10 protein-coding genes are annotated in these 15,182 nt (G+C 71.2%); 1 reads left to right on the top strand and 9 read right to left on the bottom strand.

Going from position 1 to position 15,182, the window contains the following annotated elements; genetic code table 11:
- Positions 1–16 precede the first annotated feature (16 nt).
- From ABD747_RS07880 to ABD747_RS07840, 9 genes are all read right to left on the bottom strand, one after another.
- The gene (locus ABD747_RS07880) at positions 17–1,396 is read right to left on the bottom strand and encodes an FUSC family protein (protein WP_344803126.1); all 1,380 of its coding nucleotides are present in this window, start codon (positions 1,394–1,396) and stop codon (positions 17–19) included.
- Positions 1,397–1,587: 191 nt separating this feature from the next.
- On the bottom strand, positions 1,588–3,207 hold the full coding sequence (locus ABD747_RS07875) for a phytoene desaturase family protein (RefSeq protein ID WP_344803124.1): 1,620 nt from the start codon (positions 3,205–3,207) through the stop codon (positions 1,588–1,590).
- A 378-nt stretch (positions 3,208–3,585) separates the two neighbouring features.
- Positions 3,586–4,881: a guanine deaminase gene (gene guaD / locus ABD747_RS07870; RefSeq protein WP_344803122.1), complete on the bottom strand. Its 1,296-nt coding sequence runs from the start codon at positions 4,879–4,881 to the stop codon at positions 3,586–3,588.
- Positions 4,878–5,744, bottom strand: a complete 867-nt coding sequence (gene xdhC, locus ABD747_RS07865; RefSeq protein WP_344803120.1) for a xanthine dehydrogenase accessory protein XdhC — start codon at positions 5,742–5,744, stop codon at positions 4,878–4,880. The genes guaD and xdhC overlap by 4 nt, the downstream gene beginning before the upstream one ends.
- Positions 5,745–5,784: 40 nt before the next feature.
- Entirely contained in the window at positions 5,785–8,268 is a 2,484-nt protein-coding gene (gene xdhB, locus ABD747_RS07860; protein ID WP_344803118.1) for a xanthine dehydrogenase molybdopterin binding subunit, read from the bottom strand.
- Complete coding sequence (locus tag ABD747_RS07855; protein ID WP_344803116.1) at positions 8,265–9,764, bottom strand: xanthine dehydrogenase small subunit; 1,500 nt, start codon at positions 9,762–9,764, stop codon at positions 8,265–8,267. Before ABD747_RS07855 ends, xdhB begins: the two co-directional genes overlap by 4 nt.
- A gap of 37 nt (positions 9,765–9,801) precedes the next feature.
- Positions 9,802–11,184, bottom strand: a complete 1,383-nt coding sequence (locus ABD747_RS07850; RefSeq protein ID WP_344803114.1) for an 8-oxoguanine deaminase — start codon at positions 11,182–11,184, stop codon at positions 9,802–9,804.
- A 37-nt stretch (positions 11,185–11,221) separates the two neighbouring features.
- Positions 11,222–13,201 (bottom strand): 2-oxo-4-hydroxy-4-carboxy-5-ureidoimidazoline decarboxylase, encoded by a 1,980-nt coding sequence (uraD, locus tag ABD747_RS07845; RefSeq protein ID WP_344803112.1) that lies wholly within the window; start codon positions 13,199–13,201, stop codon positions 11,222–11,224.
- Between the two features lie 532 nt (positions 13,202–13,733).
- Entirely contained in the window at positions 13,734–14,744 is a 1,011-nt protein-coding gene (locus tag ABD747_RS07840; RefSeq protein WP_344803110.1) for a response regulator transcription factor, read from the bottom strand.
- A gap of 103 nt (positions 14,745–14,847) precedes the next feature.
- Here ABD747_RS07840 and ABD747_RS07835 point away from each other — a divergent pair, with 103 nt between their 5' ends.
- Positions 14,848–15,132, top strand: a complete 285-nt coding sequence (locus tag ABD747_RS07835) for a hypothetical protein (protein ID WP_344803108.1) — start codon at positions 14,848–14,850, stop codon at positions 15,130–15,132.
- Positions 15,133–15,182: the final 50 nt, after the last annotated feature.

Genomic DNA, 15,182 nt, shown 5'->3' with positions numbered 1-15,182 from the left:
CCGGCAGACCCGGGCATCAGCGATCCGGGCCTTCCCCGGGCGCGGGCGCACCGCCGGCGGCCGACCCGTCCCCCTCGCCCCCGTCCCCCTCGCCCTTAAGCCGGTCGCCCTCGTGCCGGTCGCCCTCGTGCCGGTCGCCCCCGTGCCGGTCGCCCCCGTGCCGGTCGCCCTCGTGCCGGTCGCCCCGCTCCGCCCGGGCGGCGTCGAGCGAGTGCCAGACCGTGTTCGCCCCGGCCAGCCCGCGAATCTGCGGGCGGTCGGGATGCGGAAGAGCCGCCTGGACCAAGGCCGGCAGCTGCGCCAGCGGCTTGCTCGCCTGCTCGTCTCGCCAGGCCCGCCGGATCCTGGCCCGCTCCTCGAGGTCCAGCTGTGCCAGCACGTGCCCCACAGCGGCGAGGATCGAGCCCCGCAACAGCCAGGACGAACCGTTGGGCTCGGCATCGGTGAGGATGAGCTCGGAGAGGATGGCCTCGGTCTCCCGGAGCACCTCCAGGCTGTGGTCGACCCGGCTCTCCACGTCCTGCTCCCGGCCGTGCGCCTCCGCGATGACCAGCTCGCCGAAGCCGCTGATGCAGGCGGCCACGTCGTCGAAGACGACAGCGAATGCGGACCGCAGTTCCTCACCGTACGGGTCGTCGGGCGTCTCGCCGGTCGGCACCTCCGTCCGCATCACCACGAACAAGGCCTGGATGCCGAGCAGGCAGCTCTCGAGCGTCGCCAGCCCGCTGGAGAGCACCGGCGCGACATCGGCGGTGGCGACGGCGCGCGGGTTGAGCCGGCGGCTGTCCGCCAGCGCCGCCACGGTCTCGCGGGCTCCGTCGACGCGTCGATCCGCGGCACGCACGGCATCGGCCCAACCACTGATCTGTCCGCGCGAGACCGGACCCGACCGCAGGCCGTCGGCGGCGGCGAGCAGCGGGGCGGCGATCGCGTCGGCCGTGCCACGAACCGAGGACTCCGCCGATCGCGTCGGCATCGCCGGCGGATACAGCAGGTTAAAGCCGACGCCGACGGCGGCACCGAGGAAGGTGTTGAGGATTCTGACCTCCGCAGCGATCGCCGGATTGGCGACGGCCAGGATCAGCATCGCCGAGATCGGCGTCTCCAGCGCCTGATCGCCGAGCCGCAGCGCCTTGCCCAGCAGCAATGCGGTGGCGACCGCCGCGCCCAGACTCCACCAGGTGAGCCCGATCCAGTTCGACAAAAAGGTGGCGATCAGCACACCACCGAGCACGGCGCCGACGCGGACGATCCCCATCTTCAGCGTCGAGAAGGCCGAGGCCTGCATCACCAGCAGCGCGGTCAACGCGCCGGTCAGATCGACCGTGCCCCGGGTCAGCACGAGTGTGAGCAGATAGGCGACCACGGCAGCTGCGGTCAGCCGGAAGGTCGTCATCAGGGTCGGCCGAAGACGTGCCGGGACGTCTCGCCACCTGGTCGGGTGTCCCGGCCAGACGAAGCCCGCGAGGCGATCCCACCACGGGCGTGCTGGCAACCCGTCGTCGGTCACTGTCGGTCGGCCGTCCTCCGCTCGGTGCATCTGCCGGCCACCCTGTCACACCCGATCGCCGGTCGACCGGCCCGGGCTCAGAGTCTGCCGACCCGCGCAGCCGCGAGCAGCGCCCGCGCCGCGTTCGCGCCGCAGGCGCCGTGGACGCCTCCTCCCGGGTGGGCCGATGCCGATCCCAGGAACAGGCCGCGGATCGGGGTCTCGGCGCGACCGAGCCCTGTCATCGGCCGGAAGATCAGTTGCTGGTGCAGGCCGGCCGTGCCGCCGTTCAACGCGCCGTTGACCAGGCTCTCGTTGCGCTCCTGCAGCTGCCGAGGCCCGAGCACGCGCCGGGCGACGACGCGCGACCCGAAACCCGGCGCGTATTGCTCGATCCGGTTCTGCATCCGGTCGGCCAGCCGCCGGATCTCGTCGCCGTCCCAGCTGCCGGTGACCTCGCCGGCCTCGTCGGCGTGCACCACCTGGGGCAGATGGGTGTACGCCCACAGCGATTCCGTGCCGACCGGTGACCGGGTGGGATCGGTGGTCGACATCTGGCCCATCAGCAGGAACGGCTTCGCCGGCACGATGTGGGCGTGCAGCTTGTCCTGACCGGTCGTCAGCTCGTCCATCGAGTCGGCGAGGTGCACCGTGCCCGGCGGCGTCGCCGGCGGTGAGGCCCACGGGACCGGGCCCGACAACGCCCAGTCGACCTTGATCGTCGCCGGATCCAGTTCGAACCGCGCCATCCGCTGCCGGGTGCGGTCCGGGAGTTCCGACCACGGCAGCAGGCCGCCGTACAGCATCGACGCCGATACGTCGGCGACGATCGCACCGGCGCGATGGCGTTCGCCGGCATCGGTGATCACCGCCGTCGCCCTGCCGTCCTTCGTCTCGATCCGCCGCACCCGGTCGCCGCACCGGATCTCGCCGCCTCGTCCGAGGAACCGCTCGGCGAGCGCGGCCGCCAGCCGCCCCGCCCCGCCCTCGGGCACCGGAAACCCGACCGTCTGGGCCAGCATCGCCAGCAACAGTCCGAACAGGCCCGACCCCGTCGCGGTCATCGGAATGTCGGCGTGCATGGCGTTCCCGGCCAGCAGCAACCGCGCCGCCTCCGAGTCGAACCGGTTCTCGACCAGACTGGCCGCCGGCTCGACCAGGGTGCGGACGAGGTCGAGACCGCCGGCCCGAGGCAGCCGCGCCAGCAGGCCGACGCCGTGCCGCACCGGGGGAAACGGCGACAGCAGGCTCGCGACCAGGTTGGGGCCGATCCCGGTCCAGATCCGGTGCAGTTCCAGCCAGGCATCGCCGTCTCCGGCGTGATGTCGATCCAGGGCGGCCGCGGTGTCCTCCACGTCGGGATGGATCAGCCCCCAGCTCCCGTCAGGGAGCGGATGGCCGAGCACGGCCGGAGCCCGGCGCCAGCGCAGCCCGTGGCTCTCGAGCTGCAGCGAACCGATCACCGGCGATGCGGCGGCGAGCGGATAGAAGCTGCTGAAAGTGTCGTGCACGAAGCCGTCGGCCACGTCGGTGTCGCTGGACACCGCACCACCGATGCCGGCCTGAGCCTCCAGCAGCAGGACCTCCCAGCCGGCGTCGGCCAACAGATTCGCGGCCACCAGGCCGTTCGGACCCGCGCCGATCACGACCGCCCTGCGCGACCGTCGCTCGTGCACCGGCTCGACCTCTTTCTCCGAAACTCTCGTCGCGGCGGCCATCCCCCCACGGTCACCCCGCCACGGTCGGCTCGACGCCGCCGTCGGCCACGGCTCGACCGGGCGGTCGACCCGGCTGCGACGGGGTGTGCGCAGTCGTGACATCGACGTCCGCGACCGCCATCGTCGCACTCCGGGACGAGCGGCAGGACGGCTCGTCCGGTTTCGTGGCCACCGCTCCCGGGTATCCGATCCGGTGGATCGTCCATTCCCAGTTCAAACTAGATCGGAGATCACGTGAATCGCGGCGTCATCGGCACCATCATCGGCATCCTGGTGGTCATCATCTTGGTGATCGTCATCCTCCGCCTGACCTGAGTCGCGCTCGGCCGGCGTCCACACCTCACGTGGGCGCCGGCCGGCGGCCGAGCGGATGGGCGATCAAGCGACCGCGACCCGCTCCCCGCCGACCCAGACGGCGGCGATGTCGGCGTCGGTGCCGAGCGCGAAGGCCTTGGCCAGCGCCTGGTCGGCAGAGTCGGCGTTGCGCAGGCCGCAGTCGAGGGTCGAGCCCGTGGCCGGAGACAGCCAGACCGCATCGAACTGGCTGCCGACGGAGAACTCGCCGACCCAGTGGTCGGCGGTGGGGCCAGCCATCCCGAGCGCAGCCGCGCCCGAGGCCGTGGCCAAGTACAGCAGGTGTGCCGACGTCAACGGCAGCCCCGCCTCGCCCAGCAACTGCTGCATGAAGTAGGCCTGCAGGCCCTCCTTGAGCAACGAGAAGCCGGTGCCGGCGCCGACGTCGGAGCCGAGCGCGACCCGGACACCCGCGGCCATGTGCTCGCGCAGCGGGAACAGCCCGCTGCCGAGCGCGGAGTTGCTGGTCGGGCAGTGCGCGACCGCGCTGCCGTGCTCGGCCAGCAGCGCCAGTTCGGCGGCCGAGGCGTGCAGGTTGTGGGCGAACACGCTGCGTTCGCCGACCAGCCCGTGCCGGGCGTACGTCGCGAGGTAGTCGGCACTGTCCGGGAACAGCTCGATCACGGCGGCGATCTCGGCCCGGTTCTCGTTGATGTGGGAGGTGAACCACGAGCCGGGTACGTCGCCGTGCAGCGCGCCGCAGGCGGCCAGCAGCGGGTCGGAGCAGGACAGCGAGAAGCGCGGCGTCACGGCATAGCGCAGCCGCCCCCGGCCGTGCCAGCGGTCGGCCAGCGCCCGGCCCTCCGCGTAGGCCCGGTCCGGCGTGGTCAGCAGGTCGTCGCGCAGGATCCGGTCGCTGACCACCAGCCCGGCGGTGACCCGCAGGCCGCGCTGCTCGGCCGCACCGAACAGCGCGTCGACCGCCGAGGAGAAGTGGGCGCCGAAGACCAGCGCGGTGGTCGTGCCGGACGCGATCAGCCCGCGGAGGAAGTCGTCGGCAACCCCGCGCGCATAACCGGCGTCGGCCAGCCTCGCCTCCTCGGGCAGCGCGCTGTGCTCGAGCCAGTCCAGCAGCGGCATGCCGAGCGCGCCGATCATCCGGACCTGCGGGTAGTGCACGTGGGTGTCGACGAAGCCCGGCAGCACCAGGCCCTCGGTCAGGTCGAGCCGCTCCTCGCTCGGGTTGTCCCGGCGGAGATCCTCGTACGTCCCGCGGGCCGCGATCGTGCCGTCCCGGACGAGCAGCGCCTCGGTCGTGCGCAAACCACCGCCCGTGAACGGGCTGTCCGGAACGTCCATCAGCTGGCCGCGGACGATCACCGGGCCTCCTCTCGCGGTAGCGGCACCGAGACCGCGCCCGGGCCGCCGGCGGCGGCCGTCTCGCGCTCCAGCTCCAGCAGCAGGGCGGCGGCGATCCCGACCGCGATGGTGGCCGGCTCCTTGCCGGTCAGCTCCGGCAGCCCGATCGGCGTCGTGACCCGCTCCAGATCGGCCGAGGTGTGGCCGTCGGCCAGCAGCTTCTTGCGGAACCGGGTCCACTTGGCCGACGACCCGATCAGCCCGATCGAGCCCGGCCGGTCGCTGCGCAGCGCCGCGTCGACCAGGGCGGCGTCCTCGGCATGGTCGTGGGTCATCACCAGCACGTGGGTGCCGACCGGCAGCTCGGCCAGCACCAGTTCCGGCAGCACCGGCACGTGGTGCGCTCGGATCCGGGCGACCGCGTCGGACAGCGGCGCGAGCACCTCGTCGGTGAGCTGCTCGGGCCGGGAGTCGATCAGGTGCAGGTCGAGATCGTGCCGGGCCAGGATCCGGGCCAGCTCGAGCCCGACGTGGCCGACCCCGAAGACCGCCACGGCGGGCGCCACCGGCAGCGGGTCGAGCAGCACGGTGACCTCACCGCCGCAGCACTGCACGCCGTGCTCGACCGGCGCCTTGTCCGACAGCTGGGCGGTGAACAGCACCGGCTGCCGGGTCCGGCCGGTGACCAGCTCGCGGGCGCGTTCGACGGCGACCGCCTCCAGGTTCCCGCCGCCGATCGAACCCCAGATCCGATCGGCCGAGACCACCATCTTCGCCCCGGCCGCGCGCGGCGCGTGTCCCCGGACGTCCGCGACGGTGACCAGGACGGCCGGCACCCGGTCGGCGCGCAGCCGCGCGACGGCCGAGATCCAGTCGCTGCTCATCCGCGTCCGATCCTCTCGCGCCCGATCATGTCGCGCTCGATCATGTGCGGGTGAGGGACGACAGTCCCGTGTACTGACGGAACTCCGACTCCGGGTGCCGCTCCGGCGCGTCCGGGTCGGACGGCTCGGGATGCGATCCGTTCAGCCCGTCGGTGACGTGTCCGTGCTCGCCTTGGCCCTGCTCGTGGCCGCGGGCCGCCTCGGTCAGCGCCCACCAGACGGCCTCCGGGGTCGCGGGCGAGCCCAGGTCCACGCTCGTCCCGGGCGGGCCGAACGCCGCCGCCGCCTCGCGCAGCGCCTCGCGAACCGAGAACGCCAGCATCAGCGGCGGCTCGCCCACCGCCTTGGAGCCGTACACCGCGCCCTCCTCGTGCGCCCGCTCCAGCAGGATCACGTTGAACTCGGGCGGTAGCTCGGAGAAGCTCGGCAGCTTGTACGTGCTCGCCGCCTGGGTGGACAGCCGGCCGCGGTTCGGTCCGTCGCCGGAGTCCCAGCGCAGGTCCTCCAGGGTCAGCCAGCCGGCACCCTGGACGAAGCCGCCCTCGATCTGGCCGATGTCGATCAGCGGCGACAGGCTGTCACCGACGTCGTGCACGATGTCCACCCGCCGGGTCGTGTACGCCCCGGTGAACCCGTCCACCTCGACCTCGGTCGCCGCGCAGCCGTAGGCGAAGTACTTGAACGGCGAGCCGGTCATCGTGGTGGAGTCCCAGTGCAGGCCCTCGGTCCGGTAGTAGCCGGCCGCGAACAGCTGCACCCGCTGGAAGTACGCGGTCTTCACCACTTCTTCCCAGGCGATCCCGGCCTCCCGGCCGAGCGCGTACGCCGTCCCGTCCACGAACCGGACGTCGGCGGCCGACACCCCGAGCGCCGCACCGGCCACCTGCTCCAGCCGGATCCGGATCTGCTCGCAGGCGTTCTTCACCGCTCCGCCGTTCAGGTCCGCGCCCGAGGAGGCCGCGGTGGCCGAGGTGTTCGGCACCTTGTCGGTTCGGGTCGGCGCCAGCCGCACCTTCTCCAGCGGGACGCCGAGCGTGGTCGCCGCCACCTGGATCATCTTGGTGTGCAGGCCCTGGCCCATCTCGGTGCCGCCGTGGTTGATCAACACCGAGCCGTCCTTGTAGACGTGCACCAGTGCGCCGGCCTGGTTGAAGGCGGTCAGGTTGAACGAGATGCCGAACTTCACCGGGGTCACCCCGATCGCCCGCTTGCGATGCGGGTGGGCGGCGTTGAACTCGGCGATCTCGGCCCGCCGCCGGTCCAGCTCGGCGGCGTCGTGCACGCCCTCCCAGACCGCGCGGATCCGGTCGGGATGGCGGACCGGCTGGCCGTACGGCGTGGACTGCCCTTCGCTGTAGAAGTTCCGCCGGCGGAGCTCGTCGGCTTCCAGACCGAGCAGCGGCGCGCAGCGGCCGAGGATGTCCTCGATCACGATCATGCCCTGCGGCCCGCCGAAGCCCCGGAAGGCAGTGTTGGACGTCTTGTTGGTCTTGGCGATCCGGCCGTTCACCCGGATGTTCGGGATCCAGTAGGCGTTGTCGATGTGGCACAGCGCCCGGGCCAGCACCGGCTCGGACAGGTCGAGGCTCCAGCCGCCGTCGGCGGTCAGCGTGGCCTCCAGCCCGGTGATCAGGCCGGCGTCGTCGAAGCCGACCCGCCACTCGGCGTGGAAGCCGTGCCGCTTGCCCGACATCGTCAGGTCCTGGGTCCGGTTCAGCCGGAGCCGGACCGGACGGCCGGTGATCACCGCACCGAGCGCAGCGACCGCGGCGAACCCGTGCGGCTGCATCTCCTTGCCGCCGAAGCCGCCGCCCATCCGCAGGCACTGCACGGTGATCTCGTGGCTGTGCTTGCCCAGCACGTGCGCCACGATCTCCTGGGTCTCCGACGGATGCTGGGTGCTGGACTGGACGAAGATCTGACCGGCCTCGTCGACGTGCGCCAGCGCGCAGTGGGTCTCCAGATAGAAGTGCTCCTGGCCGGCGAACTCGAACACCCCGGAGAAGACGTGGGCCGCCTCGTTCAGGCCGGCCTCGACGTCGCCGCGCTCCACGGTCGGCTGGGCCCCCTGGAACTCGCGCGCAGCGATCGCGTCGGTGACCTCGATCAGCGCGGGCTCCGGCTCCACCTCGACGACGACCGCCGCGGCGCCGAGCCGGGCCGCCTCCAAGGACTCGGCCAGGACGTAGCAGACGGCATGGCCGAAGAACCTGATCTCGGACGGGAAGAGCGGCTCGTCGTGCTTGACGCCGGCGTCGTTCACCCCCGGCACGTCCTCGGCGGTCAGCACCCGGACCACGCCGGGCACCTGGTACGCCGGGGCGGTGTCCAGCTTGGTGACCTTGGCCTTGGCGACGAAGACCTGCACCGGGTATGCGTGCAGGCAGTCCTTGGTCCGGGCCACCAGGTCGTCGGTGTAGAGCGCCCGGCCGGTGACGTGCAGCGCGGCGGCCTCGTGCGGGATGGCCTTGCCGACCTCGTAGGAGTCCGGGCCGGACTCGGGCCGCTGGGAAAGGTGACTCATCGTTCCGCTCCTGCTCCCTGATCGGTGCTGGTGGTCTCGTCGAAGAACTTCAAGATCGACTGGCGCAGCATCGCCGCCCGGTAGGCCGCGCTGGCGCGATGGTCGTCCAGCGGCGTGCCCTCGGCGCCGAGGACGTCGGCGGCCCGGTTGACGGTCTCCTCGGTCCAGGCCGCGCCGGTGAGCGCATCCTCGGTCGCCGTCGCCCGGAGGGGCGTGGCGGCCACTCCACCCAGACCGATCCGGATCGTCTCGATCGTTCCGCCGGACAGCGTCATGGCATAGCCGATGGCGACGCTGGAGATGTCGTCGAAGCGCCGCTTGGCGATCTTGTGGAAACCGGTCACCGAGGCGAGCGGTCGCGGGATCCGGACGGCTTTGATCAACTCGTCCGGTTTGCGCACGGTCTGCCGGTAGCCGGTGAAGTAGTCGGCGAGGGCGACGGTCCGCTCACCGTCAACGCTGGCCAGCACGAGGTCGGCGTCCAGGGCGAGCAGGGCGGGCGGGCAGTCGCCGATCGGCGAGCCGGTGCCGAGGTTGCCGCCGATCGTGGCTCCGTTGCGAATCAGCCGGGATGCGAACTGCGGGAACAGCTTGCCCAGCAGCGGAATCGCGCCGTCCAGCCGGCGCTCCAGCTCGGTCAGCGTGAGGGCCGCACCGAGGACGTACGCGTCGTCGTCGACGGTGAGATCGCGGAGCTCGGGCACCCGGTCGATGCCGATCGCGTACGGCGCCCGCCGGCCCCGGATGTTCACCTCCACACCCCAGTCGGTGGAGCCGGCGACGAGCAGCGCGTCGGGCCGCTCGTGCAGCAGCTCCAGCGCGCCGGCCAGGTCGGCCGGCCGGACGTACTCCGCGTCGCCGTTCGCGACCCGGGTCGCCCGGGCCGCCGGGACGGTACCCGCACGGCGGCGGGCGAGCGGGTCGTCGGCGGCGGGCTCGCCGAGGGCGTACGCGGCGTCGCGGATCGGGCGGTACCCCGTACACCGGCAGAGATTCCCGCTCATCGAGTGCAGGTCGAAGCCGTTCGCGCCGTGCTCGGCCTCGTCGTGGCCCCCCGGGTGGGCGTCGGCCACCCGGCCGGCCCGATAGAACTCGGCCGCCATCGAGCAGACGAAGCCGGGCGTGCAGTAGCCGCACTGCGACCCGCCGCGGACCGCCATCTCCCGCTGCACCGGATGCAACTCGTCCGGGGTGCCCAGGCCCTCGGCCGTGATCACCTCCTGCCCGTCGAGGCTGGCCGCGGGGATCAGGCAGGCGTTGATCGAGACCCATTCGGTGGTCTGGTCACCTGTGGTGCTGGGGCGCGCGACCAGGATCGCGCAGGCGCCGCACTCCCCCTCGGCGCAGCCTTCCTTGGCCCCGGTGAAGCCGAGTCCACGGATCCAGTCCAGCGCGGTCACGTACGGCGGGACGCCGTCCAGTGCGGCCGCGCGGCCGTTGACGGTGGCATCGGCACCGGTCGTATCGGCCCTGCTGCTGTCTGCGGTGATGGTCATCGGATGTCCCCTCTGTCCCTCTGATTCGGACGATAGGTCAGTTGTCGGCCTGCGCCAAGAGCCGGCGGTTGGCGCGGAGCGCCGCGGCCGTGAGCCGCTCCTCGTCCGCGGTCGCCAGCCGGTCGCCGCGGACCACCGGACGCCCGCCGACCAGCAACAGATCGAGCGGCGGCCGGTCGCCCAGCACCAGCGCGGCGACGGGGTCGACGATGTCGGCATGGGCCAGGCCGGTCAGGTTCCAGATCGCGATGTCGGCCTGCTTGCCCACCTCGATCGTGCCGATCTGGTCGTCCCAACCGAGCAGCCGTGCCCCGCCGAGGGTCGCCGTCTCCAGCACGTCGCGCACGGTGACCGCGGTCGGGCCGCCGATCGCCCGGGCCAGCAGGGCGGCCAGGTGCAGCTCCGCGGCCAGCGAGCCTTGCTCGTTGCTCGCCGTTCCGTCGACGCCGAGACCGACCGGGACACCGGCAGCGCGCAGGTCGCGCAGCCGGCAGATCCCGGCACCCAGCCGGGCGTTGGACGTCGGGCAGTGCGCGACGCCGGCACCGGCCTCGGCGAGGGCAGCGATGCCTGCGTCGTCGAAGTGGATGCCGTGGGCGAACCAGACGTCGTCGGCCACCCAACCGAGCTCGGACAGGTAGTCCAGCGGCGATGCACCGAACCGCTCCCGGCAGTAGGCGTCCTCGTCCTGGGTCTCGGCCAGGTGGGTGTGCAGCCGTACGCCCTTGTCCCGCGCCAGCTTCGCCGACTCGGCCAGCAGGTCGCGGGTGACCGAGAACGGCGAGCACGGCGCGAGCCCGATCCGGAGCAGCGAGTCGGGCCCGGCGTCGTGGTGGGTGTCGACCGCGGCAGCGGAGGCAGCGAGGATCTGGTCGATGCTCTCCACCACATGGTCGGGCGGCAGGCCGCCAGCCGACCGGCCGAGGTCCATCGAGCCTCGGGTGGCCAGGAACCGGAGCCCGATCCGCCGCGCGGCCTCGATCTCGGCGGCGAGCAGGTCGCCCCCGTCGGCCGGGAACACGTAGTGGTGGTCCATGCTCGTCGTGCACCCGGTCCTGGCCAGCCAGGCCAGCGATGCCGCGGCGGCGTCGGTGGTGATCTCCTCGTCGAGCCGAGCCCAGATCGGATAGAGCGTGGTCAGCCAGCCGAACAGCCCGTCGTCGACCGCCAGCCCTCGGGTCGCCCACTGGTAGAGGTGGTGGTGGGTGTTCACCAGTCCCGGGGTGACCAGGCAGCCGGTCGCGTCGACGCGCTCCACCCCGGCCTGCTCGGCCCCGTCCAGCGCCGGTGCCGGACCCGGCCCGACGGCCTCGATCCGGTTTCCGCGGACCACCACGTGGCCGGGGGCGTACTCCTCCCCCGCCACGGTGGCGACCACGCCGCCCTCGATCACCAGCAACGTGCCGGTTCGCTCGCTCATCTGTCTCCTTTGCGTGGTCCGTCGGACCCCAGCCGGCTCAGAGCCGGGCCATGTTGGACGAGCGCAGCTCGGCCATCGGCTCGGTGCCGGCCACCACATCGGCCAGCCGGTGGTTGGCGATCTTGGCGATCTCCAGCAGCGCGGCCACGTGCTCCTGGGTCGCTGAGTTGTCCAGCCGGTGCCAGGCCTGGTCCAGCACCTGCTCGGCACTGAGATCGCGGACCGAGATGATCAACGGGAAGTCGAACTTTTGCTGATACCGGGCCGTGACCTCGTCGAATGCTTCCTGCTGCTCCTCGCTGAGGAAGGTCAGCCCGGCCGCCGCCTGGTCGATGATCGACTCGTCGCCGAGCTCGCCGGTGTGCAGTTCCTTCGCCGCCAAGCTCGGATACTGTTCCATCAGCGCACGTTGCTGCTCCGGCTCGAGCGCGAACAGGCGATCCTGCATGGCCGAACGCAGATCGTTGGCGTCGGCGAACGGACGCTCGCCGGCGACGTACTCGGCGATCCCGGCGCTGCCCTGGTAGGCCGGCCCGACCTTGGCCACGAACTCCTCGGGCGGCATCGCGTTCAGCTGGTCGATGCTCAGCTTGTCGGTCGCCTTCGCATCGTCGTGCTGCTTGCCGCCGAAGTAGTTGAGGAACAGGTTCAACAAGATCGCGGTGATGCTGCCGGCGGTGATGCCGGAGTTGAGGAAGGTCTGCAGGTTCGGCGGCAGCTGGGAGAAGAACGCCGACGTCCCGTTCACCATCGGGGTGCCGACCGGGATCATGGCGATGCCGATGCTGACAGCGACCACGATCACGTTGCGGTGGTTGGTGAAGTCCACCCGACCCAGGGTCTGGATGCCCACGGCCGCGACCGTGCCGAACATGACCAGTGCCGCGCCGCCCAGCACCGAGGGCGGGATCGCCGCGACGATCGCGCCCGCCTTGGGCAGCAGGCCGAGCAAGATCATGAACCCGCCGGCGGTGGCGACCACCCAGCGGCTCTTCACCCGGGTCAGTCGCACGAGGCCGACGTTCTCCGCGAAACAGGTGTACGGGAAGGAGTTCATCACGCCACCGAGGAAGGTGGCCAGGCCGTCGGCCCGCAGTGCCGCGGCGATGTCGCGCTTGGAGATCGGCTTCTCCACGATCTGTCCGGTGGCGTAGACGTCGCCGGTGGTCTCGACCGCGGTGATCAACATGACGACGATCATCAGCAGGATCGGCAGCAGGGCGAACTTCGGCAGGCCGAAATAGAACGGCGTGGTGAAGCCGATCCAGGCGGCGTCCTTGACCGATGAGAAGTCGGCCACCGTGCCACCTGCACCGTTCGGGATGAACGCGGCCACGAACGTCCCGAGGGCCAGGCCGACCAGCACGGCCACGGTGTTCAGGAAGCCGCGGGCGTAGCGGGTGATCAGCAGGATCACCAGGATCGTGCCGAACGACAGGGCGAGGTTGAGGGGGCTGCCGAAGGTGAGGTTCGGCGGGACCTTGTCCGGGTTCGCGAACGCGAAGTTGCCGCCGCCGGCGTCCATCGCGGCGACCGGCACGAGACTGACGCCGATGATGGTGATCACGGTGCCCGTGACCACCGGGGGGAAGAGCCGGACGATCTTGCTGAACAACGGAGCGATCAGGAAGGTGAAGATGCCGGCCACCATCACCGCGCCGTAGATGTAGACCAGGCCCGCAGTTCCGCCGCCGTTGTCCAGGCCGATCACGATCATCGGCGACACGGCGGTGAACGTGACGCCCTGCAGCAGCGGCAGCCGGACGCCGATCTTCCAGATGCCGACGGTCTGCAGCAGCGACGCGATCCCACAGGTGAACAGGTCCGCGTTGATCAGGTGGATCAGCTGCTCCTGGGTCAGCCCGATCGCACTGGCCAGCAGGATCGGGACGACGACCGCGCCGGCGTAGAACGCCATCACGTGCTGGATGCCATAGACCGCGAGCTTCTGCGCCGGCAGGACCTCGTCGACAGGGTGCACCAGACGCCTGGTCGGTGCCACTGCGGTTGCGCTCATGCGAGACCTTCTTCGATGTAGTCCACCAGTGGTGGAGTTGACGTGCTGTCGGATTTGCCAGGGACGGTGGAGAGATCGGGCCGGCGGGTCGCCGTCGGGATCCGGTCCCGCCGCTGCGCCCCGCGAGGTGTCACGAAGCTGTGACGAGCTCGTGACGCGGCAGGCCTGCCGCGTCCGCTCGATCCGGAGTAGACATGGGGAGACCACTGCTCGTCGTGGCCCGACCCGGCGCCGGTGGCGAACCATCCGGCTCCCGGGCCGGGCAGGCTCCCGGTCCGTACGTTCTTCCCATTCCTTCCACCCCCGTGGATTCCGCATCTCGGAAATGCATTACCGATCGACGGAAACCATACGGCCGTGACCTGCATCACGTCAATCCGTCGCGGCAGATCTGTGCGCTGCACCGCCGGCTGCCGCCTCCGTGGCCGCTGGCCAATCAGCGGCCACCCCGGCCACCCGCTCTCGGCAGGCACCGCAGCTGCGGACGTACGCCCGAGACGCCCGCACGGAGTAGCGGCTTCGCTGCCGGAGATCAGACTCCTCGGGCACGTGCGACGAGTTCACGCCGACTGTTCACCGCCGTCTTCGCGAACACGGATTTCAGATGGTCCTGGACGGTGTGTTCGGAGAGATGGAGCCGTTCGGCCAGTGTGTGGGTGTCGGCGCCTTCGGCGAGGTGGCAGACGATCTCCGTTTCGCGGTCGCTGAGCCCGTGGGCGCTGCAGAACAGGTTCCAGCGCTCCGGCTGCGCCACCGGGCCGATGGTCACGGCGATGTCCTCGTCGAGTCGCGTGGCCTGGACGCTGATCCAGTGGCCTGGCGCCACCGCCGTCCTCGCGGCCGCGCGGTGGACGTCGACCCCTGCCTCGACCGCGAGCAGCTGCGCGGCGACGTTGTACGCCACGGCCGGGACGGGGCGGCGACTCTCCTCTGTCGGCAGCAGCGCACGCAGATCGGACTCGGCCTGCAGGGTCTGACGGCGCACGGTCAGATCGGGTCCGAGCAGCAGCAGCGCCTGCCCCGAGGCGGCCACTCGCCTCCCTCCGTCGCCGAGACCGAAGGCGGCTGCCCGCGACCGCCGGAGCGCCTGCGTCACCGGATCTGCGAGGAGTCCGACCAACTCGCAGTCCTGGCCGCTGAATCGACCACCTTCGCGCCACAGGTCGAGGAACGCCCACCAGCCGAACCGGTCCGCGAACGCGATCGACAGCACGTCGAAGGCGCCGTAGGCGGCGATGAACCGGGCTAGTTGCGATCCGGGGCGGACCGGGCGGTGGGGCACTCCCGGGGGGTCGACGGTCCAGCGGCGTGCTGTGGTGTACCGAAGCGACACCAGGCGCGGCAGACGGTCCAGACACGGCACCTCGGCCAGCGGTGAGGTGCCCACGGTTGTCTCCGGGTCCGTCAGCAACCAGGCGAACGCGTCGAAGGGCACGCTACGGCGAAGCTGCTCCAGAACCGCACGGCGCAACGTTCGGTCGTCATCGACATCGGCATCGACGAGCGCACGACGCACCCGATGCAGGAGGTCGCGTCGGGACACCCGCCCAGGTTAGGACCGGCCAGGACCCCAAGAACCCCAGGACCCCCAGAACCCCAAGAACCTGGGATGGCGGTCGTCGACTCGGGAATCCGACCATGCTGTCATGACAGCGACCTTGCACATCGAGCACGAGATCACCGACTACCCGACCTGGAAGGCGGCCTTCGACCGCTTCTCCGAGCATCGCAAGCGGGCCGGTGTCACCAGCCATCGCATCCGGCTGCGGGAGGACGACCCGCGGCAGATCGTCATCGACCTCGACTTCGACTCGACCGCACACGCTCGCGCATTCTCGAGATTCCTGCACGACAGCGTCTGGGGGACCGGCGATTCGCCGGCGCTCGTGGGCACCGTGACGACTCGGATCCTGGTCGAGGCGACCGGCTGACCCGTTCGGGTCGGGTCTTCACATCAGCTGATGGTGCACGATTCGGTGCC

Source organism: Microlunatus ginsengisoli (assembly GCF_039537205.1).
Classification (GTDB): domain Bacteria; phylum Actinomycetota; class Actinomycetes; order Propionibacteriales; family Propionibacteriaceae; genus Microlunatus; species Microlunatus ginsengisoli.
The sequence above is the reverse complement of the archived record's forward strand: the minus strand, read 5'-3'. Positions and strand labels throughout refer to the sequence as shown.